Raw genomic sequence first — 20,954 nt, 5'->3', positions numbered from 1 at the left:
CTTCCACCCGCTCAGGGGGCGCTGGGATCCGCCGCAGGGTGCTCGTGCGCCGCCTCGGCCCCGGCCTCGGGTGGAGGCACCCGGCAGAACCACTCGACGAGGAGACCGACCCCGGCGAGCACCAGGGCGCCGGCCGTCGCGATGCCGGCCGCGATCGCGCGTGACCCGTTCCCGGGCACGCTCAGGTCGCCGACGAGAGCCAGCACCTGGCCGCCGTACCAGCCGGCGAGGAGCGCACCGGTGTAGCAGGACGCCTTCGCCAGCACCGCGGTCCGAGCCGCCCGGATCGGGTTCAGCAGCGGTCGCTTGCCGCGCAGGAACTGCCGCACGGCCCAGCCCATGGAGAACACGACCCCGGCGATGAGCAGCTCGACGGCCACCACCAGCGGCGGCACGGTCGGCAGCATCCCGCCGCGGCCCGCGACCGCGCGCAGCACGATCCACGTGACGGCAGCGACGACCACAGTGACCAGCAGGAGCGTCTGCCAGCGCGTTCGGTGCATCACGTGTTCTGGGCCTCCGGACCGGCCGGGACCGCCCCGGTGTCGCCGCTGACCGCCGGGATCGCGGTGGTCAGCCAGTCGAGAGCCAGCCAGCGGACGCCGTCGCGGTCGGGCGCGGTCGCGGCCAGGGCACCGACCGGTCCCCCGCCCAGCCCCGGCAGCATCGCGTCCGGGTCGACCTGCGCCCACGGCTGCAGCACGAACGCGCGCTCGTGGGCCCGCGGGTGCGGGAGCTCGAGGTCGTCCGTCACGGCGAGCACCGAGCCGTACAGCACGATGTCGATGTCCAGCGTGCGCGGGCCCCAGTGCTCGTGCCGCTCACGCCCGTGCGCGTGCTCGATCGCCTGTGTGGCGCGCAGCAGCGCCCGCGGGGCGAGCGTGGTCGAGGCCAGGACGACCGCGTTGAGGTAGTCGGACTGCTCGGGCCCGCCGACCGCCGACGTCCGCGCCAGCGCCGAGACGTCGCGCACCTCGATCCCCGGGGTCCGCGCCAGGTCGGTCACGGCCGCGCGGAGCGTCTCCTGAGCCGGTCCCAGGTTGGCGCCGAGCGCCAGCACCACCTCGACGGGACCGTCAGGAGCCTGGTCGAGGACGTCCGTGACCACCTCGCCGACGACGAGCGCCTCCCCCGCGGGCACCGCTTCGAGCTCGGCCGACGGGCCGTCGGGACCCTGCGAGAACGCCCCCGGCGCCGGCGCGACCGCGTCCGCCCAGGCAGCGGACGCGACACCCGGGGCGCCGGACGGGACGACCGGGGCGCCGGGAGCCGGGGTGACCGGAAACGACGCCGTCGCGGTCGGCACCGGGCGCGACACCGGCTCGGTGCCCACGGCTGCGCGGGGCACGTACGGTTCCGCGGCCGGGAGCTTGGTGCGGTCGCGGTGGATGGCGACGACCACGTCGTCGAACGGCACCTGGATGGGTGCGTTCGGCTTGTGCACGGCCACGTCGACCGCCTGCACGATGCCGGACGCCAGGACGGTCGCCGCGATGCGCTCCGCGACGGTCTCTATCAGGTCCACCGGCTCCCCCGCGAGGACCGCTGCGACCTGCTCCGCCAGCTCGCCGTAGTTCAGGGTGTGCGCCAGGTCGTCGCGCGCGGCCGCCCGCCGGGTGTCGAGGTGGACGACGACGTCCGCGACGAACGTCTGCCCCTCGCGCCGCTCGTGCTCGAACACGCCGTGGTAGCCGAAGGCCGTGATGCCCGACAGCCTGATCTGGTCGAGCCGGCGCCCGCTGGTGTCCAGCGCGTCCTGTCGGCTCTCGTCGTTCATGGTCACCGCGTGCTCCCTCCGGTTCTCGCGTCCTCGTCCACGGCCAGCTCGTCCTCGTCCTCGGTGGTGCCGGACCGGTGGGCGCCCTGCCACGCAGCCGCCACCCGTACCGCGTCGGCCGAGCCTGCCACCTCGTGCACCCGCACGCACCAGGCTCCCGCCGCCGCCGCCAGCGCCGTGACCGCAGCCGTCGCACGGTCCCGCGCGAGCGGAGGGGCCGGCTCGCCGTCCGGGCCTGCCAGGAGGTGACCGAGGAACCGCTTGCGGCTGGCACCGACGAGCACAGGGAAGCCGTCGGCCACCAGCTCCGGCAGCCGCGCGAGCAGCGGCCAGTTGCTGCTCCCCGCCTTCGCGAAGCCCAGACCCGGGTCCAGCACCACCTGCTCGTCGCGCACCCCCGCCGCCCGCAGCGCCGCGACGCGGCTCCCGAGCTCGCGCCGCACGTCGGTCACGACGTCGTCGTAGTCGTCGAGGTCGTCCATCACGTCCGCGTGCCCGCGCCAGTGCATCGCGACGTAGACCGCGCCGGTCCGGGCCACCACCCCGTACATCTCGTCGTCGGCCAGGCCGCCCGACACGTCGTTGATGATCGACGCGCCGCGCTCGACTGCCGCCTGCGCGACCACCGCGCGCGTCGTGTCGATGCTCACGGTGGCACCGCGCGCCACCAGCTGCTCGATCACCGGCAGCACGCGTGCGAGCTCGTCGTCGACGGCCACCCGGCGAGCACCCGGCCGGGTCGACTCCCCGCCGACGTCCAGCAGGTCCGCCCCCTGCTCGACGAGCTCGAGGCCGTGCGCGACCGCCGCGCCGGGCGTGAACCAGCGGCCGCCGTCCGAGAAGGAGTCCGGGGTGACGTTGACGACGCCCATGACCAGGGTGCGTCCCAGTGCGTGCAGCCGCGGGGACAGCGGGGCCGGACGGGCGGAGGAACCGGGTCCTGTCACGGTGCGAGCCTAGGGGCCGACGCGGCGGTCGATCAGCGACCGAGCACGAGGCTCATGGCCTCGGCTCGCGTGGCCACGTCGCGCATCTGCCCGCGGACCGCGGAGGTCACCGTGCGCGACCCGGGCTTGCGGACGCCGCGCATCGACATGCACAGGTGCTCGCACTCGACGACGACGAGCACGCCGCGTGGCTCCAGCTCGGCGACCAGTGCGTCGGCGATCTGCGACGTCAGTCGTTCCTGCACCTGCGGGCGTCGCGCGTAGACGTCGACCAGCCGGGCCAGCTTGCTCAGCCCCGTGATGCGGCCGTCCGTGCCGGGGATGTAGCCGACGTGCGCGACACCGTGGAAGGGCACCAGGTGGTGCTCGCAGGTGGAGTACACCTCGATGTCCTTGACCAGCACCATCTCTTCGTGGCCGATGTCGAAGGTCGTGGTCAGGACGTCGCCGGGCTCCTGGTACAGGCCCGCGAAGATCTCCCGGTACGCCCGCGCGACCCGCGCCGGCGTCTCCCGCAGCCCTTCGCGGTCGGGGTTCTCCCCCACCGCGAGCAGCAGCTCCCGGATGGCGGCCTCGACGCGACCCTCGTCGTACTCGCCCACGGCCGCCCCGGTGAACGTCACCGGCCCGATGCCCGTCATCTGCTCCTGCGTCATGCCCGGCGCCTACGCGTCCGGGGTCTGCGACGGCGGGACCTCGATGATCTTCTCCGACGGGAAGCCGAAGGCCTCCGCCGCCTCGTCCTCGGGGATGATCGGGTGGCCGTTCTGCGCCGCGAGCTCCGCGGGCGTCATGACCGGAGGGCGCTCCGAGACGGCGCGCTGCTCGCTGGACAGCCACACCTGGCGCGGAGGGCGCTTGGTGATGGGCGCGAAGATCGTGGCCAGCTGCTCCTGGTTGAGCGTCTCCTTCTCCAGGAGCTCCAGCACGAGGGCGTCCAGGACGTCGCGGTACTCGACCAGGATCTCCCAGGCCTCGTCGTGCGCCCGCTCGATGAGGGCGCGCACCTCGAGGTCGATCGACGCGGCGACGTCCTCGGAGTAGTCCCTCCCGTGGCCCATGTCGCGGCCCATGAACACCTCGCCGGAGGCCTGGCCGAGCTGGATCGCGCCGAGCCGCGCACTCATCCCGAACTGCGTGACCATCTTGCGGGCCGTCGCCGACGCCTTCTCGATGTCGTTGCTGGCACCCGTCGTCGGGTCGTGGAACACGAGCTCCTCGGCGACGCGCCCGCCCATCGCGTAGGACAGCGTGTCCAGCAGCTCGTTGCGGGTGGTCGAGTACTTGTCCTCGGTCGGCATGACCATCGTGTACCCGAGGGCCCGGCCGCGCGGCAGGATCGTCACCTTGGTGACCGGGTCGGTGTACCGGAGCGCGGCCGCGACCAGGGCGTGACCGCCCTCGTGGTACGCGGTGATCTTGATCTCCTTGGAGTTCATGATCCGTGTGCGCTTCTGCGGTCCTGCGATGACCCGGTCGATCGCCTCGTCCAGCGTGTGGTCCGTGATCGTCTGCTGGCCGGTGCGCGCGGTGAGCAGGGCGGCCTCGTTCAGCACGTTGGCCAGGTCCGCACCGGTGAACCCGGGGGTCCGGCGGGCGACGACGTTCAGGTCGACGTGCGGCGCCATCGGCTTGCCCTGCGAGTGCACCGTGAGGATCCGCTCGCGGCCCTTGAGGTCGGGCGGGTCCACGGCGACCTGGCGGTCGAAGCGACCCGGACGCAGGAGCGCGGGGTCGAGGATGTCCGGGCGGTTGGTGGCCGCGATGAGGATGACGTTCGCGTTGACGTCGAAGCCGTCCATCTCGACGAGCATCTGGTTGAGCGTCTGCTCGCGCTCGTCGTGCCCGCCGCCCATGCCCGCGCCACGGTGGCGGCCGACGGCGTCGATCTCGTCGATGAAGATGATCGCGGGGGCGTTCTCCTTGGCCTGGTTGAACAGGTCACGGACCCGGCTGGCGCCGACGCCGACGAACATCTCGACGAAGTCCGAGCCGGAGATCGAGTAGAACGGCACGCCCGCCTCACCGGCGACCGCGCGGGCCAGCAGCGTCTTGCCGGTCCCGGGCGGGCCGTACAGCAGGACGCCCTTGGGGATCTTGGCGCCGACGGCCTGGAACTTGGCCGGCTCTGCGAGGAACTCCTTGATCTCCTGGAGCTCCTCGACCGCCTCGTCGACACCCGCCACGTCGGTGAACGTGACCTGCGGGGACTCCTTGTTGACCAGCTTCGCCTTCGACTTGCCGAAGCTCATGACGCGCGAGCCGCCACCCTGCGAGTTCGACATCAGGAACCAGAAGATGGCCAGGATGATGATCAGCGGGAGGACGAAGCTCAGGAGGCTGGCCCACCACGCGGTCTGCGGGACCACCGAGGTGTAGCCCTCGTCCAGGTCGGCGTCCGCGATCGCGCTGACGACCGCCTCGCCCTGCGGCACGACGTAGTTGAACTGGACCAGCTTGCCGAGGTTGTCGTCGCCCTTGACGAAGTCCTCCGCGAGGGTCAGGTCGACGCGCTGGACGCCCTCGGTGATCTTGGCCTGGTCGACCTTGCCGTCCTCGATCAGCGTCATGCCGTCCGACGTGTCGATCTTGCTGATCTTCGGGGCTGCGAGCGTGGACGCGCCGATGTACAGCAGGATCACGGCGATGACGACCCACAGGATGGGGCCACGGGCTAGTCGCTTGACGTTCATGGGCGATCGGGGCAGAACCCCTCAACCTCCGCTCGCGGGACAGGTGGCCTCGAAGTTACACGGGGAACCTGGGCGGGACCGACCGTGTTCACCGAGGGCGCACTCGACCTCAGGCGCCGTAGACGTGCGGAGCGAGCGTGCCGACGAACGGCAGGTTCCGGTACTTCTCCGCATAGTCCAGGCCGTACCCGACCACGAACTCGTTGGGGATGTCGAAGCCCACGTAGCGGACGTCGACGTCGACCTTGGACGCCTCGGGCTTGCGCAGCATCGTCGCGATCTCGACCGTGGCCGGGCCACGGGAGCGCAGGTTGGACAGCAGCCACGACAGGGTCAGGCCCGAGTCGATGATGTCCTCGACGATGAGCACGTGCCGGCCGGTGAGGTCCGCGTCGAGGTCCTTGAGGATCCGCACGACGCCGGACGACTTGGTGCCCGAGCCGTACGACGAGACCGCCATCCAGTCCATCTGCACCGACGAGTGCAGCCGGCGCGCGAGGTCCGCCATCACCATGACCGCACCCTTGAGGACACCCACCAGGAGCAGGTCCTTGCCCTCGTAGTCGGCGTCGATCTGCGCCGCGATCTCGTCGAGCCTCTGGTGCAGCTGCTCCTCGGAGAGGAGCACCCTCTCGAGGTCGTCGCCCATGTCCGCAGGGTCCACCGCAGTTGCTCCTCTTGATCCGCCCGTGACCGCGCTACGCGGGGGCCGTGCCCAGGGCAAGCCTGCCACACGCCCGGCCGGCGACGATCCCCCCGGGGAGCGCGACGGGACCCTGCCCGTGCCAGTCGGTGACCAGCGCGTCGACGGCCAGGACGTGCGCGCGGCCGAGCGCACCGGCCGGGCTCCCGGCGGCGATCGCGGCGGACCGCAGGGCGCGGGTGCGCAGAGCCGGAGGGGCCTCTCGCAGCACCTCGATGTCGAGACCGTCGGCCGTGCGGGCGGCGGCGAGCAGATCGTCGGCCAGCGTGTCGAGCAGGTCGGCGTCGTCGCGCAGCTGCGCGGCCGACCGGGCCAGGGCCTCCGCCACCCCGGGGCCGATCACGCGCTCCAGGGTCGGCAGCGCGTCGTCGCGGACCCGGCTGCGCACCGACGCGTCGGCGTGGGAGCCGTCGTTCGTCGGGTCGTGCCAGGGGCGCAGGTCCAGCGCCGCACAGGCGGCCAGCGTGTCGGACCGGCGCAGTCCGAGCAGAGGCCGTCGGAACCGTCCGCGCGTCGCCGGCATGCCCGCGAGCGCCCGGGCGCCCGACCCGCGCGCGAGGCCCAGCAGCACGGTCTCCGCCTGGTCGTCGAGCGTGTGGCCGAGCAGCACGACCGCCGCGCCGAGCTCGTCGGCGACCCGGTCCAGCGCCGCGTACCGCGCGTCCCGCGCAGCCGCCTCGCCCCGGCCGTCGACCGCCACGCGGACCACGACCGCCGGCAGACCGAGCCCCCGGCAGGCCGCCGCGGCGTCGTCGGCCACCTGCGCCGACCCCTCCTGCAGCCCGTGGTCGACGACGACCGCCCGCGCGCGCCAGGGCGTCCCCGCCCTCTGTGCCACGAACGCCGTCCCCGCCGCGAGCGCGAGCGAGTCCGGTCCGCCCGAGCAGGCGACCAGGACCAGCGCGCCCGGCGGCAGGTCGGCGACGGCGGCAGTGACCGCCGAGCGCACGGCCGCCACCTCGCGGGCGGGACCGGTCACCCGTGCACCCGACGCACCCACGCCCGGGGGTCGACGATCTCCTGGGGCAGCGGCAGGTGGTCCGCCGACGTCCACACCGCGTTCAGCCCGTCGAGCCCGACCTCCTTGCGCACGGCCCGGACGAACGCCGCGCCGTCGCGGTACTGCGCCAGCTTGGTGTCCAGGCCGAGCAGCCGGCGCAGCACCCGGTCCACGCCGCGCGACCTTGCCGCCTCGTCGCGTCGCGCCTCGAACGCCTTGCGGATCTTGCGCACGCTCGGCACCACCCGGGGACCGACCTCGTCCATCGCGACGTCCGCGTGCCCCTCCAGCAGCGCCATCACCGCGCCGACCTCCTCGAACACCTCCCGCTGCCGCGTCGAGAGCAGGTCGAGCACACCCACACCGTCATCGGCACCGCCCGTGACGGCCCGCGCGACCGCCCCCAGCAGCTCCCCGACCCGCGGGACCAGCGCCTTGTCGGCGGCGAGGTCCGTGAGCAGCTCGGCGGCCCGCGTGCGCAGGTGGTCAGCGAGCCACGGTGCCGCCGCGAACTGCAGCGCGTGGGTCTGCTCGTGCAGCGCCACCCAGAGGCGGAAGTCGGACGGGTCCACCTTCAGTCGGCGCTCGTGGTGCAGGACGTTGGGTGCGACGAGCAGCAGGCGACCGCGACTGCTCCCCCTCGCGTCCGACGTGAACGGGTCGAACTGGCCGAGCACCTTGCCGGACAGGAGCGCCAGCACGCCGCCCACCTGCACGGCGGCACCCGCGCGTGCCGTCGCCGACGGTGCAGCACCCGCCAGCGGGCCGGTCATCGCGGCGAACACCTCGGCGTTGGCCTGTGCCCAGCGGGGCCGGTCGACCACCAGCACCGTCGAGACCTGCTCCGGCGGCGTGCCGTCAGCGGCCGCGAGCCCGGTGATCGCCGAGGCGTGCACGGCCGCGCGGCCGGCGGCGTCGCGCAGCTCGTCGACCAGCGCCGTCAGCTCCGCGCGGTCCGCGACCGGTCCCGGGGCGGCCAGCCGCCCGGCGATCCGGGTGGCCAGCTCCCAGTCGACAAGTCCTTCGGTGGTCTCCACCCGGCCAAACTAACCGCAGCCGCACCCGGACAACGCGGTGACGAACGAGTCGATGGCCGCGCGCGGACCCCACTGGCCGCCGTCGGGGGTCGCGTCGGCCAGGACCACGAACACCAGCTGGCGCGCGTCGGCGTCGAGCACCGTGCCGGCGAGCGACGTCACGTGCGGCAGGCTGCCCGTCTTCGCACGGACCAGCCCGCGGGCCGGTGACTGCGTGTAGCGGTCGCTCAGCGTGCCCGTCAGCCCCGCGATCGGCATGCCCGTCGCGACGTCCCGCAGCACGCCGTGCGCGGGGTCCGTCGCCAGCCGCAGCAGTCCCAGCAGGAGCTCCGGCGGCAGGACGGACCCGGCCCCGAGACCCGACGCGTCCGACAGGTGCGCCCCCGAGGTGTCGACGCCCGCGACGCCGACCGCGTGCAGGACCGCGGTCGTCCCGCCGTCGAACGACGCCGGGAGCCCCTGGTCGATGGCCACGAGCCGGCTGACCACCTCGGTGATCGCGTTGTCCGACGTGTCCAGGAAGTGGTGCACGATCCCGTCGAGCGTCGCCGACCGCACGACGCCGAGCTCCCTGCCGCTCTCCGGCTTCTCGGTCCGCCGCGGGCTCCCGTCCACCGCGATCCCGACCTCCGCCAGCCGCTGCGCGAACGTGTTCGCCGCCGCCAGCGACGGGTCCGCGTACCGGGGCGGGTACTCACCGGGCCGGATCTTCGCGGTGTCCACCGCGAGCGGCGTCACCGGCGCGACGAACCCGGCCGCGATGTCGGCCGGGTTCCACGTGGGGCTCAGCGTCGGACCGCTGAACAGGAAGTCGTCGAAGCCGAGGCTCACCGTCGTCGCGCCCTCGAGCTTCAGCTCGTCGGCCACCTGCGCGGCCAGGTCCGCCAGCCCGGCGTGGCCCTCGACCGCGTTCGGGTCGCCCGCACCCGCCGCGAGCATCATGTCCCCGCCGCCGACCAGCACGATGCTGTTGCCCGGGCCGCGCACGACGCTCGTCGGCAAGGTCACGTCCGGTCCGAGGGTGCTCAGGGCCGCGACGGCCGTGACCAGCTTCGCCGTCGACGCCGGTGTGCGGCCGTCCCCCGGCAGGTGCCCGCCGAGCACGTCCCCCGTCAGCTGGTCCGCGACGACCACGCCGACGCTGGCGCCCATGCGCGGGTCCTTGACCAGACCGTCGACCAGCGCCTGCACGGTCGTCGACGCCGGGACCGGCGCCTGCGGGTCCAGGTTCGCCAGCGCGGGGACCGTGTCCACCGGCTCGACCGCGCCCGGGGCCGTCGGGAACGGCAGCGGGTCCGGCGGCGGCTCCGCGAGCGTGACCATCCCCGGGACCACGTCGTACGCGTCGCCCGTCACGTATGCCCCGCCCGCGAGCACCAGGACGAGCGCGCTGACGCCGACGACCCTCGCCGCTGTGGTCATCGTCACCCCGCCTCGCTCGTCCCCCGGTGGGACGCCCCGTCCCGCGGTGCGTCAGACTACTGTCCGAGACAAGGGCGCCCCTGACACTTCGGCGCGCCGCATGACGACAAGTGTCGCGACCGCCGGCCGCGGACGTGGGGCGGAGGAGCACTGTGGAGTTCGACGTCACGATCGAGATCCCGAAGGGTCAGCGCAACAAGTACGAGGTGGACCACGCCACGGGGCGCATCCGCCTCGACCGGATGCTGTTCACCTCGACCCGCTACCCCGACGACTACGGCTTCATCGAGGGCACCCTCGGCGAGGACGGCGACCCGCTCGACGCCCTGGTGCTGCTGGAGGAGCCGACCTTCCCCGGCTGCCTCATCCGCGCCCGCGCGCTCGGCATGTTCCGCATGCGCGACGAGGCCGGCGGCGACGACAAGGTGCTCTGCGTCCCGACGGGCGACCAGCGCGCCGCGTGGCGCCAGGACATCGACGACGTGTCCGACTTCCACCGCCTCGAGATCCAGCACTTCTTCGAGGTCTACAAGGACCTGGAGCCGGGCAAGTCCGTCGAGGGCGCTCACTGGGTAGGCCGCTCGGAGGCGGAGGCGGAGATCGAACGCAGCCGCCAGCGAGCCATCGACACGAACTACTACAACCACTAGCCACCCGCAACGTCCGCACTCCTGCAGGTAGGAACCTGCTCGAGTGCGGACGTTGCTGCATCTTCTCCGTAGCGTCCGCACTCGTGCTGGTTCAGAGCCACTCGGGTGCGGACGTTGTCGGGGGGTCGCGAGGCGTCCACCGGTCCCATGCGCCAGTGGCGTGTCCACAGGTCGGGGTCCGTGGCACCGGGCAGCCGGCCCTGGACATGAGCGTGTGTCCATGGCAACGGATCGGCAGCCGCGGGTGGACCGCCGCGCACGGGTCGCAGCACACGCGGCGTCACAGGCGGGGCTGCTCACCCGTCCTCAGATCCGCGGGCTCGGCGTCACGGCCGCGCAGCTGGAGGCGGAGCTCGTCGCAGACCGGTGGCGACCGGTCGGCAGGAACACGCTCGCCGTCGCACAGCCGCGACCAGGTGATCAGGTCGCCTGGTGGCTCGGCGTGCTGGAGTGCGCTCCACGAGCGGCCGCCGGAGCTCGACCGCGGGCAGCGCTTGCAGGGCTCTCCGCGCTGATCGCAGCAGGGCTCCGGGGGATCGACGACGACGGGCTCGTGCACATCGCGGCGCCCAAGTCCTCGCACCCGGTCCCTCCACCACCCGGCGTCCGCGTGCACGAGACTCGCAGGTGGCGGGACGAGGACGTGCTCACGACGGGCGTCCCGCGGGCACGGCCGGAGGTCGCCACCGTCCAAGCGGCGTTGTGGGCACGCACCGACCGGGAGGCGTCGCTCCTGCTGGTCGCCGCCGTGCAGCAACGGTTGACGACGGTCGATCCCGTCGCAGAGGTGCTCGACCGGATCCGGCGCGACAAGCGACGCGCACTCCTCCGCGCCGTGCTCCGCGACGTCGCCGGTGGCGTGCACTCCCTGAACGAGCTCGACTTCGCCGGTCACTGCCGCACTCGCGGGCTGCCGGAACCCGATCGGCAGGTCGTGGAGCGTTCACCGCACGGAACGTCGTACCTCGATGTCCGATGGTCACGCTGGCGGGTGGTCGTCGAGATCGACGGCATCGGCCACCTCGAACCCGCTCGGTGGATCGATGACAGCCTGAGACACAACGAGATCGCGCTTGCCGGTCAGACGGTGCTGCGGATCCCGAGTCTCGGACTACGCCTCGACCCGGCGCGGCACCTCGACGCCGTCGAGCGCGCCCTCCGCCAGGCGGGGTGGTCTCCGGGAACACGCTGACGAGGCGCCGAACTGCCCCACGCGCAACCAACGTCCGCACTCGGTTGGCGTGGAACCCACCGGAGTGCGGACGTCATGACTGAGACGCTGCAACGTCCGCACTCGGGCGGGTTGGAACCCGTCGGAGTGCGGACGTTGCAGAGGAGAAGAGGGGTTACGGGCGGCCGGCGAAGGGCATCGTGTTGCCCCAGCGCATGGAGGTGGTGCGGAGGGGGTCGCCCGGCTTGGAGGCCTCCATGATCTGGCCGCCGCCTGCCCAGATGGCCACGTGGTAGATCGCGTCCGGGTTCTTCGGGTTGGTGGACCAGAACACGAGGTCGCCGGGGCGCAGGTCGTTGTAGCTGATCTTGAGGACCTGCTTGTACTGGTCGCGGGTGGTGCGCGCCAGGTTGACGCCGGCGGTGCGCCAGGCGCTCATCGTCAGGCCCGAGCAGTCGTAGCCGTCGGGGCCGACGCCGCCCCAGACGTACGGGAGCCCGGTCTTCGTCTGCGCCCACGCGAGCGCGGCGGCTCCGCCGGCTGCCGACCCGCGGGAGCGGCCGGAGCCGAGGCCGTAGGGGTCCGACGACGCGGGTGGCGGGGTGACGACCGGGGGCGGGTTCGTGGTGGCCGGCGGCGGGTTCGTGGTGGCCGGCGGCGGGTTGGTCGTCGCGGGCGGGGTGGTCGTCGCGGGCGGGGTGGTCGTCGCCGGGGGTGCTGTGGTGCCGCCGCCGGAGGCCGGAGGCGCGGCGGGGGTGCTCGGGGTGCTCGGGGTGCTCGGCGTGGTCGGCGGCGCGGCGACCGGGCGCAGGGCGGCTGCGCGAGCGGCGGCCTCCTCGCGCTCGCGGCGCTGCTGGTCGACGAAGTCCTGGCGGGCGCGCTCGACCTCGGCGCTGGTCTGGCGGGCGGCCGCCAGCGCGGTGATGAGTCCGTCGCGCTCGGCTGCGGCGGCGGTCTGCGCGGCGGCGGCGTCGGTCTGTGCCTGCTCGGCGGCGGCGAGGGCGTCGGCGGCCGAGGCCTTGGCGGCCTTCGCTGCGGCGGCGGCCTCGGTCGCGCGCTCGGCGAGGGTGGTGGCGACGAGCTGGGTGGCACGGTAGGTCTGGACGGCCTCGTCGGCCTTGCCGCTGATGCGGTCGAGCGCGGTGGTGCGACGGGCCACGTCCTGGAAGCCGTCGGAGGACAGGAGCGCCTGGAGCAGGTCGGTCGAGCCGCCGGACCGGGCGACCTCGCGGGCGATCGCGACGAGCTGGCGGCGGGCGTCCTCGGCGGTGGCCTCCGCCTCGGTCGAGCGGGCGACGGCGTCGTCGGAGGCCTGCTGGGCCGCGTCGGAGTCGACGACGGCGCGGTTGTAGGCCTCACCGGCCTGCTGGACCTTGAGCTCGGCAGCGTCCGTCTCGGCGCTCAGCTGGGCGAGGCGGACCTCCATCGAGGCGACGGAGCGCTCCGCGGACTTCACGGCGCCCTGCGCACGCTGGACGTCCTGCGCGGAGGGGGGCGTCGGGTCGGCGAGCGCGCTGGAGGCGCCTGCTGCGAGCAGGGTGGCGACGAGCGCGCCGGCGACGAGGCCTCGCGAGGCCCTGCGCATGGTCGTGCTGTGGCTCACCTGGACGCCCTCCCCGACGTTTCCGTGACCGGCCATCGGCGGCCGTTCCCGAGGGACGCTACCGGCGGAAACCTCAGAAGAGAACACGTGTCACACCAGTCCCACGAGTCACACCCATGTGCTTTGGGAGGAACCGGACAGGATCAGGCAGAGATCACCCGTTCGCCGCAATGGCGCCTGATGAGAAGCCTGATGACCACCTGATGAGACGGCTGTTTCAGTCGTCGGACGGGTCGGCTTACTCTCAGGCCATGTCCCGCCGAATGTGTCGCTGACCCAGCGCACGCTCGGCTGTGCCCGCGGGCAGGTCGCCACCACGGCGGCCTCGACGTCCCGCCCGAGCCATGGCTCGATCCGTGCGCCACTCCCACCCCCTCCGCGGGACGGACGTCGGCTGCCCGAAGCCCCTCCGCGGTCCATGAGATCCCTATCGACAACGGAGCGCTGAACCGTGAGCAACGAGAGCTGGAACTTCGAGACCCGCCAGATCCACGCCGGCCAGACCGCGGACCCCGCCACGGGCGCCCGCGCACTGCCGATCTACCAGACGACGTCGTTCGTCTTCGACTCCGCGCAGCAGGCCGCCGACCGGTTCGCGCTCAAGGAGCTCGGCCCGATCTACACGCGCATCGGCAACCCCACGCAGGAGGTCGTCGAGAACCGCATCGCGGACCTCGAGGGCGGCGTCGGCGCTCTGCTCGTCTCCTCGGGGCAGGCGGCCGAGACGCTCGCCATCCTCAACATCGCCGAGGCCGGTGACCACATCGTCGCCAGCCCGTCGCTGTACGGCGGCACCTACAACCTGCTGCACTACACGCTGCCCAAGCTGGGCATCCAGACGACGTTCGTCACCGACCCCCACGACGCGCAGGCGTGGAAGGACGCAGTCCAGCCGAACACCAAGCTGTTCTTCGCGGAGACCATCCCGAACCCGAAGGCCGACATCCTCGACATCGAGCTCGTCGCGGGCGTCGCGCACGAGTCCGGGGTGCCGCTGATCGTGGACAACACGGTGGCGACGCCGTACCTGATCAACCCGCTGAAGTGGGGCGCGGACATCGTCGTGCACTCGGCGACCAAGTACCTGGGTGGTCACGGCTCGGCGATCGGCGGCGTGATCGTCGACGGCGGCTCGTTCGACTTCGCGCAGTACCCGGAGCGGTTCCCCAACTACAACACCCCGGACCCGTCCTACAACGGGCTCGTGTTCGCGCGGGACCTCGGCGTCGGCGGCCTCTTCGGCGTCAACCTCGCGTTCATCCTCAAGGCCCGGGTGCAGCTGCTGCGCGACCTCGGCTCGGCGATCTCCCCGTTCAACGCGTTCCTCATCGCGCAGGGCATCGAGACCCTGTCGCTGCGGATCGAGCGGCACGTCGAGAACGCCGAGAAGGTCGCCGCCTGGCTGGAGGCGCGCGACGACGTCGGCACGGTGCACTACGCCGGCCTGGAGTCGAGCCCGTGGCACGCCGCCCAGCTGAAGTACTCGCCGCGGGGCGCTGGTGCTGTCCTCGCGTTCGAGCTCGAGGGCGGCACGGAGGCCGGTCAGGCGTTCGTGTCGGCGCTGGAGCTGCACTCGAACGTCGCCAACATCGGGGACGTGCGCTCGCTCGTCATCCACCCGGCGTCGACGACGCACAGCCAGCTCACGCCCGAGGAGCAGGCGCTGTCCGGCGTCACCCCCGGCCTGGTCCGGCTCGCCGTCGGCATCGAGCACATCGATGACATCCTGGCTGACCTGGATGCCGGGTTCCGCGCAGCGAAGGGTGCCTGACCGAGCATGAGTACGACGCCGCCGACCCCGTCGGACCCCACGACGGGGTCGGCGACGCTCACCCCCGCCCGCCCCCGGACGCTCGGGTCCCGGGTCACGCCCAACGACCGACCACCCGTCCCCGCGAGCGCCGCCTGGCGCGACGGCGACCCGGTGGGCCGGCGGCAGTTCGCCGACCTCGGCCCGCTCAAGCTCGAGTCCGGTGGCCGCCTGCCGGCCGTGCGGCTCGCGTACGAGACGTGGGGCGAGCTCAACGAGGACGGCACCAACGCGGTGCTCGTGCTGCACGCGCTGACCGGCGACTCGCACGTGACGGGCGAGGCAGGCGACGGGCACCCGACACCCGGCTGGTGGTCGTCGATGGTCGGACCGGGCGCGCCGATCGACACCGACCGCTGGTTCGTCGTCGCACCCAACGTCCTCGGCGGCTGTCAGGGCTCCACCGGACCGGCGTCGCCCGGGCCCGACGGGAAGCCGTGGGGCAGCCGGTTCCCGCTGCTGACGGTGCGCGACCAGGTCGCCGCCGAGATCCGCCTGTCCGACCTGCTCGGCATCGACGCGTGGTCGCTCGTCATCGGGGCGTCGCTGGGCGGGCTGCGGGTGCTGGAGTGGGCGGCGAGCGCCCCCGAGCGCGTCGAGGCCATCGCCGCGATCGCCACCGCCGCACAGACGTCGGGCGACCAGATCGCCGGGTTCCACACCCAGCTGGCCGCCGTCCGCGCCGACCCGCGCTACCGCGACGGCGACTACTACGACGCCGCGGACGGCGACGGCCCGCACGTCGGCCTCGGCCTGGCCCGGCAGATCGCGCACCAGACCTACCGCAGCGCCAAGGAGCTGGACCAGCGGTTCGGCCGCATCCCGCAGGGCGGCGAGCAGCCGCTCGAAGGCGGGCGGTTCGCGGTGCAGTCGTACCTGGACCACCACGGCGACAAGCTGAGCCGCCGGTTCGACGCCAACACCTACGTGGTGCTCACGCGGACGATGATCACGCACGACCTCGGTCGCGACCGCGGCGGGGTCACGGCCGCACTGGGCTCCATCACCGCGCGCGCGCTCGTCATCGCCGTCGACTCCGACCGGCTCTTCCCGCCCGCACAGTCGGAGCGGATCGCGTCGGGCATCCCCGGCGCCTCCCTCCACACCATCCACTCGGACTACGGCCACGACGGCTTCCTCATCGAGGAGGACCTGGTGGGCGCGTACGTGCACGAGTTCCTGGAGCAGGGCGCCCGGCGGTAGCCGAATCCGGGACAAAAGGGGCGTCGGGGCGCCCGGGCGGGCACGATGGCCTCATGCCCTCCGGAGAGCTCGCCGACGCCCGCACCGCCCTGCACGCCCAGTGGGACCGCCTCCGGTCCTGGGTCACCGACGTGGTCGACGCCGATGTCGCCGACGAGCCGTCCGTGCTCGAGGGCTGGACCGTCGCGGAGCTCGTGGCACACCTGGGCCGCGCGATGGAGGCGCTCGCCGTGTGCTCGCCGCTGCCGGAGGGCACGGTGCCGTACACGCTCGCCGAGTACGTCGGGACGTATCTCGGTCGCGCCGAGGACATCGCGGAGACCACGCGTCTCCTTGCCGCGGAGATCGCGCACGACCCGTTGTCCGAGATCGACTCCCGCGCGCGCGCGGCGTTCGAGAGGCTCGACGAGCTGGGCCCCGACGACCGCGTGGTGCAGGCCCGCCGCGGTCCGGTGCTGCTCAGCACGATGACCGTGTCCCGGGTGCTGGAGCTCGTGGTGCACGCCGACGACCTCGCGCGGTCGGTGCCGCGCGGGTCCGACCCGGTGGACCCCGAGGCCCTGCGGCTGGTGGCCGACGCGCTCCTCGAGATCGTCGTGGCCCGCGGCGGCTGGAGCCTCGAGATCGCCGACGCCCGCCTCTGGGTCCGCCTCGCTACCGGCCGCCAGGCGTACGACGTCGACCAGCTCGCCGTCGCCCTGCACCCGCGCTACACGTCCGACGGCGTGCCGGACCTCGGCCGGATGCTGCCCATCCTCTAGTCGAGCTCGACCACCGTGAGCAGCTGGCGGCTCACGAGGCCGACCGTCCGGGCCAGCGAGTCGCGGACCGCGTCGCCGACGAACGGGATACCGCGCAGGTGCCACAGGCTCAGTCCGGAGACCCACGCGGCGTCGCGCGCCTTGTCGATGGAGAAGTTCGACACCAGGTCCACCAGCGGGGACGCGCCGGCGCCGTAGCGGATGACGGCCTCGTCGAGGAACGAGCGCCGGATCGGCCGCACCACCTCCGCGAGGACCGCGTTCACCTTCTCGAAGTCGGCGTGGACCGCCCTCGACCCGGGCTCGCGGCGGCGCGCCCGGCACGTGGCGACGAGCGCGAGCGCGAGATCGTGGTTGATGTGCGCGTTCATGCCGGCGAGCGCCAGCTGGATCGGCAGCACGCCCCGGGTCATGCGGCGTTCGATCAGCGGCTCCCACGCCTTCGACACCGGCCGGCCGGCCGCCAGGTTGCGTGGCACGTCGAGGAAGATCCGCGCGAAGCGCACGTCGAGATCCTCGACGAAGGCGTGGTCGGCGAACGTCCCGTCGGTCACCCGCTCGGCCATCAGGGCCGTGACCTGCCGGTAGACGTCGACGAACACCGCGATCCCGTCGCGCCGCGGCAGCCCCGCGCGGACGCGGTCCATCTCCGCGACGACCGCCCCGATGGCTGCGCTGCTCACGTCGTCCAGCATCACAGAGGGGCCGCTCGACGGATACGTTGGGCCGGTGATCGCCGCCTACGCCGCCCGGTTCTCGTCCGACGACCCCGTCAGCGCGCTGGAGGTCGGTGAGCGGCCGGCTCCGGAGGCGCGCGAGAACTGGTCGGTCGTCGACGTGCGCGCCGCCGCGCTGAACCACCACGACGTGTGGACGCTGCGCGGGGTCGGGATCCGCGCCGAGCAGCTGCCGATGACCCTGGGCACCGACGCCGCCGGGGTCACCGCCGACGGGCGCGAGGTCGTGGTGCACGGTGTGATCGGCGGGGCGAGCGGGCACGGCGTGGGGGCCGACGAGCCGCGCAGCCTGCTGTCCGAGCGGTACCCCGGGACGCTCGCGGAGCAGGTCGCGGTGCCCACGTGGAACCTCGTCGACAAGCCCGCCGAGCTCTCGTTCGTCGAGGCCGCGTGCCTGCCCACCGCGTGGCTCACCGCCTACCGGATGCTCTTCCGGTCCGGCGGCGCGACCCCCGGGCAGCGGGTCCTCGTGCAGGGCGCCGGCGGCGGCCTGGCGACTGCCGCGATCCTCCTCGGCGCGGCGGCGGGGCTGGAGGTCGTCGTGACGAGCCGGTCCGAGGAGCGCCGGGCCCGCGCCCTGACGCTCGGGGCGGCCGCCGCGGTGGAGCCCGGAGCGCGCGTGCCCCGGGCCGACGTGGTGCTGGAGAGCGTCGGGAAGGCCACCTGGTCGCACTCGGTCCGGTCGGTGCGGCCGGGCGGGACCATCGTCGTCGCAGGTGCCACCAGCGGGGACGCCGAGCCGGCCGAGCTCACGCGGATCTTCTTCCAGGAGATCACCGTCGTCGGCACCACCATGGGCACCCGCGACGACCTCGGGCACCTGCTCGCCTTCCTCGCGCGGACGGGGGTGCGGCCGCTGGTCGACTCCACGTTCGCCCTGACCGACGCGCACGTTGCCGTGCAGCGGCTCGTGGACGGTGACCAGTTCGGCAAGATCGTGCTCGAGCCGTGACCGGTCACGGGTGGACCGAGGACATCCTCGGGCCCGACTACCGGGTGCGGACGCTCGCGCTGCAGCCCGACGACGAGGGGGACGTCGTCGCGAGCCTCGTCCGCTACGCACCACCGACGGCCGAGCCGCTCCGGCCGTCCCGCGCGATCCTCTACGTCCACGGCTGGTCCGACTACTTCTTCCAGACGGGCCTCGCCGAGTACTGGCACGCCCGCGGTGCCGCGTTCTACGCCCTCGACCTGCGCAAGTACGGCCGCAGCCTGCGACCGGGGCAGACGCCCGGGTACGTCGCGGACCTGGAGACGTACGACGAGGAGCTCGAGGCGTCGCTCGACGTCATCACCGGCGACCTCGGGGTGCGCGCCCGCGTCATGGTCATGGGGCACTCGACCGGGGGGCTCGTCGCGGCCCTGTGGGCGAACCGGCACCCCGGGGAGCTCAGCGGGCTGGTGCTCAACAGCCCGTGGCTCGAGCTGCAGGGGTCGTCGGTGCTCCGGCACATCAGCGCCCCGGCGGTCGCGCGGATCGCCCGGTTCCAGCCGAAGGCGCCGCTGCCCAACATCGACCCCGGCTACTACGCGCGCACCCTGAGCAGCGCGAGCGGCGGGGAGTGGACCTACGACACCACCTGGCGACCGACCCCGTCGTTCCCGGTCCGGGCCGGCTGGTTGCTGGCGATCATGGCGGGGCACGCGCGGGTCGCCCGCGGGCTGTCCATCGAGGCACCGATCCTCATGTGCGCGTCGAGCCGGACGGTCATCAGCCCGCGCTGGAGCGAGGACATGCGGCACGCCGACGTGGTGCTCGACGTGGAGCTCCTGGCACGTCGCGCGGTCCAGCTGGGGTCGCACGTGACCGTGGTCCGGGTCCGCGACGGGGTGCACGACCTCGCCCTGTCGCCCCGGCCCGTGCGCGAGCGGTTCTACGCGGAGATCGACCGCTGGTCGTCCGCGTACGGCTGGGGCTGACGCGACCTACGGTCGCAGGACGCCCGTGGCCTCGGCGAGCGTCGGTCCGCCCTCGCCGAGCCGCCAGGCGCGCCAGCCGTCGACCGGGTTCTCCGCGGAGACGGCGGCCGAGGCGGCGTCGTCGGGGTCGGCGTGCAGCTCGCCCGTCGGCAGCTCGATCAGCCCGTCGGTGCGCAGCATCGCGAGCAGACGCTGGCCGCGTCGGGCGCGGACCCAGACCAGCGTCGTGATCGCGCGACGGCTCTTGGCGAGGGTCGCCAGCTCGGGCAGGGCGCGGGGAGCGCCGTCGGGCCACGACTCGCGGATCGGGGCGATCTCCTTGGTGGTCTCGGGCCCGGCCGAGGTCGGCGGGCTCGGCGGTTCCGCGGGCGGTGCCGGAGGGGTCGGCGGCGCGGGCGGGCTCATCGTCGGGAAGCTCGAGGAGATCGGCAGCGGGGCGGGCAGCGGCGCGAACGGTCGCGGTCCGGCCACGAGCGGCTCGGCGCGGTCCCGCGGCGGCGTGCGCGGTACCACCTGGTCGGCGGCGGACCGCAGCCCGAGCACCGGGGTCAGCGTGGTGGGCGCATCCTGCACCGTCGCCGACCCCCGCGGCTTGTCGGCCGCCGGCTGCAGGACCGACGCGGGCTGGGGCGCGGGCGTCGGCTGGGGCACCGGCGTCGGCTTGGGAGCAGGTCGCGGGGTCGCCTGCGGGATCGGCGCCGTCGTCGCGGGCGTGCGCAGCGGGGTCGGTGCGGGCACCGCGGGAGTCGGCGGGGGTGTCACGGCGCGCAGCTCACCGGTGGCGGGCGTCCGCACGTGCGGCTGGGGCGCGACCGGCTGCTCGTAGCTGCCCCCCGCGAAGCCCTCGCTCGAGCGGACCAGGCGCAGGGCGGTCGGCTCGACGGAGCGGCGCGCACCCTCGTGGGTGGCCAGCGGCGAGACGTCCAGGAGCCGTCGGTCGTCCACGCCGCGCACCACGCCGACCTGCAGCACGTCGACGTGCCGACCGGGGCCGCGCAGGAAGCCGAGCGTGTCACCGGCCTCGGCGGCGACCTCCGAGCAGAGCAGCACCAGGCGCACACCTTCACGACGGCTGGACTGGGCGCCGAACGCCGCCTGCTCACGGAACGCCGCGAAGTCGACCGCGAACCGGCTCGGGTCCGGGTGGTAGGCGCGCGCCAGGTCCGTCGTCGTCATCCGCGACGCCGCCCCGGCGTGCCGGAGTGCCGAGATGACGGCGTCGTCGTCGACCACCTGCACCACGTCGACGACGACGGCGCGGCCCGTGGCGTCCAGGGCGAGCAGCTCGGGCAGGTCGGCGTGGTCGGGGGCGTTGGTCCGGGACCGGACCGCGAACAGGGGCTCACCGGCGATCGCGGCGAGGTGGTGCGACAGGAGGGAGGCGCACTCCTGCGCGAACGATCCGGTCAGGGGCTGCATCGGCTGGACGAGGCGCGGCCGGCCGTCGTCGAGCTCGAAGAGAGGCATCAGTCCCGGCCTTCCTGGGCACGCCGCCGCCAGCTGCACGTTCCCGTTTGTCC

At 73.5% G+C, this 20,954-nt stretch carries 19 protein-coding genes; 7 read left to right on the top strand and 12 right to left on the bottom strand.

What is annotated here, in order from left to right:
• Positions 1-11 precede the first annotated feature (11 nt).
• The 9 genes from ASD16_RS11160 to dacB all read right to left on the bottom strand — a co-directional run bounded on the left by ASD16_RS11160 (position 12) and on the right by dacB (position 9,579).
• A complete protein-coding gene (locus ASD16_RS11160) occupies positions 12-503 on the bottom strand; it encodes a DUF3180 domain-containing protein (protein ID WP_055916827.1) in 492 nt (163 codons plus the stop codon).
• Positions 503-1,777, bottom strand: coding sequence for a 2-amino-4-hydroxy-6-hydroxymethyldihydropteridine diphosphokinase (gene folK, locus ASD16_RS11155; RefSeq protein ID WP_055916824.1), 1,275 nt, complete (start codon positions 1,775-1,777; stop codon positions 503-505). Before folK ends, ASD16_RS11160 begins: the two co-directional genes overlap by 1 nt.
• A 2-nt stretch (positions 1,778-1,779) precedes the next feature.
• A complete protein-coding gene (folP, locus tag ASD16_RS11150) occupies positions 1,780-2,649 on the bottom strand; it encodes a dihydropteroate synthase (RefSeq protein WP_082570777.1) in 870 nt (289 codons plus the stop codon).
• Positions 2,650-2,756: 107 nt separating this feature from the next.
• Positions 2,757-3,365 carry a GTP cyclohydrolase I FolE gene (gene folE, locus ASD16_RS11145; RefSeq protein ID WP_055918304.1) on the bottom strand — a complete coding sequence of 203 codons (609 nt, stop codon included), beginning with the start codon at positions 3,363-3,365 and terminating at the stop codon, positions 2,757-2,759.
• A gap of 24 nt (positions 3,366-3,389) precedes the next feature.
• A complete protein-coding gene (gene ftsH, locus ASD16_RS11140) occupies positions 3,390-5,417 on the bottom strand; it encodes an ATP-dependent zinc metalloprotease FtsH (RefSeq protein ID WP_055916819.1) in 2,028 nt (675 codons plus the stop codon).
• Positions 5,418-5,526: 109 nt separating this feature from the next.
• Positions 5,527-6,081 (bottom strand): hypoxanthine phosphoribosyltransferase, encoded by a 555-nt coding sequence (hpt, locus tag ASD16_RS11135; RefSeq protein ID WP_055916816.1) that lies wholly within the window; start codon positions 6,079-6,081, stop codon positions 5,527-5,529.
• A 34-nt stretch (positions 6,082-6,115) separates the two neighbouring features.
• Positions 6,116-7,099: a tRNA lysidine(34) synthetase TilS gene (tilS, locus tag ASD16_RS11130; RefSeq protein WP_055918301.1), complete on the bottom strand. Its 984-nt coding sequence runs from the start codon at positions 7,097-7,099 to the stop codon at positions 6,116-6,118.
• A complete protein-coding gene (locus ASD16_RS11125; protein WP_055916813.1) occupies positions 7,096-8,157 on the bottom strand; it encodes a zinc-dependent metalloprotease in 1,062 nt (353 codons plus the stop codon). The genes tilS and ASD16_RS11125 overlap by 4 nt, the downstream gene beginning before the upstream one ends.
• Before the next feature lie 9 nt (positions 8,158-8,166).
• Positions 8,167-9,579 (bottom strand): D-alanyl-D-alanine carboxypeptidase/D-alanyl-D-alanine-endopeptidase, encoded by a 1,413-nt coding sequence (gene dacB, locus ASD16_RS11120; protein ID WP_055918298.1) that lies wholly within the window; start codon positions 9,577-9,579, stop codon positions 8,167-8,169.
• 152 nt (positions 9,580-9,731) lie between these two features.
• Between dacB and ASD16_RS11115 the strand changes: the two genes are divergently transcribed.
• Positions 9,732-10,229, top strand: a complete 498-nt coding sequence (locus ASD16_RS11115; RefSeq protein WP_055916810.1) for an inorganic diphosphatase — start codon at positions 9,732-9,734, stop codon at positions 10,227-10,229.
• A gap of 220 nt (positions 10,230-10,449) precedes the next feature.
• Complete coding sequence (locus ASD16_RS11110; RefSeq protein WP_157453897.1) at positions 10,450-11,421, top strand: hypothetical protein; 972 nt, start codon at positions 10,450-10,452, stop codon at positions 11,419-11,421.
• 154 nt (positions 11,422-11,575) lie between these two features.
• On the opposite strand, the gene ASD16_RS22345 is transcribed toward ASD16_RS11110, so the two are convergent.
• Positions 11,576-13,003: an NlpC/P60 family protein gene (locus ASD16_RS22345; protein WP_255356343.1), complete on the bottom strand. Its 1,428-nt coding sequence runs from the start codon at positions 13,001-13,003 to the stop codon at positions 11,576-11,578.
• A 451-nt stretch (positions 13,004-13,454) separates the two neighbouring features.
• On the opposite strand from ASD16_RS22345, the gene ASD16_RS11100 reads away from it, so the two are divergent.
• Genes ASD16_RS11100 through ASD16_RS11090 form a run of 3 tightly spaced genes read left to right on the top strand, consistent with a single transcriptional unit; the run spans position 13,455 to position 16,777 of the window.
• The gene (locus ASD16_RS11100; RefSeq protein WP_055916800.1) at positions 13,455-14,774 is read left to right on the top strand and encodes a bifunctional o-acetylhomoserine/o-acetylserine sulfhydrylase; all 1,320 of its coding nucleotides are present in this window, start codon (positions 13,455-13,457) and stop codon (positions 14,772-14,774) included.
• Between the two features lie 6 nt (positions 14,775-14,780).
• Positions 14,781-16,016: a homoserine O-acetyltransferase gene (locus ASD16_RS11095; RefSeq protein ID WP_055916797.1), complete on the top strand. Its 1,236-nt coding sequence runs from the start codon at positions 14,781-14,783 to the stop codon at positions 16,014-16,016.
• A gap of 53 nt (positions 16,017-16,069) precedes the next feature.
• Positions 16,070-16,777, top strand: a complete 708-nt coding sequence (locus tag ASD16_RS11090) for a maleylpyruvate isomerase N-terminal domain-containing protein (protein ID WP_055916794.1) — start codon at positions 16,070-16,072, stop codon at positions 16,775-16,777.
• Here ASD16_RS11090 and ASD16_RS11085 read toward each other — a convergent pair.
• Complete coding sequence (locus ASD16_RS11085) at positions 16,774-17,460, bottom strand: DUF5995 family protein (RefSeq protein WP_157453896.1); 687 nt, start codon at positions 17,458-17,460, stop codon at positions 16,774-16,776. The two genes, ASD16_RS11090 and ASD16_RS11085, sit on opposite strands and share 4 nt — an antisense overlap.
• Before the next feature lie 46 nt (positions 17,461-17,506).
• Here ASD16_RS11085 and ASD16_RS11080 point away from each other — a divergent pair, with 46 nt between their 5' ends.
• Together ASD16_RS11080 and ASD16_RS11075 are read left to right on the top strand one after the other, a co-directional pair.
• Complete coding sequence (locus ASD16_RS11080; protein ID WP_055918295.1) at positions 17,507-18,466, top strand: zinc-binding dehydrogenase; 960 nt, start codon at positions 17,507-17,509, stop codon at positions 18,464-18,466.
• Entirely contained in the window at positions 18,463-19,434 is a 972-nt protein-coding gene (locus tag ASD16_RS11075; RefSeq protein WP_055916787.1) for an alpha/beta hydrolase, read from the top strand. The genes ASD16_RS11080 and ASD16_RS11075 overlap by 4 nt, the downstream gene beginning before the upstream one ends.
• A 6-nt stretch (positions 19,435-19,440) precedes the next feature.
• On the opposite strand, the gene ASD16_RS11070 is transcribed toward ASD16_RS11075, so the two are convergent.
• Positions 19,441-20,901, bottom strand: a complete 1,461-nt coding sequence (locus ASD16_RS11070) for a hypothetical protein (RefSeq protein ID WP_055916784.1) — start codon at positions 20,899-20,901, stop codon at positions 19,441-19,443.
• Positions 20,902-20,954: the final 53 nt, after the last annotated feature.

This window comes from Cellulomonas sp. Root485 (assembly GCF_001426705.1).
GTDB lineage: Bacteria > Actinomycetota > Actinomycetes > Actinomycetales > Cellulomonadaceae > Cellulomonas.
Note: the sequence above shows the minus strand (reverse complement) of the source record. Positions and strands in the feature narration are given on the sequence as shown.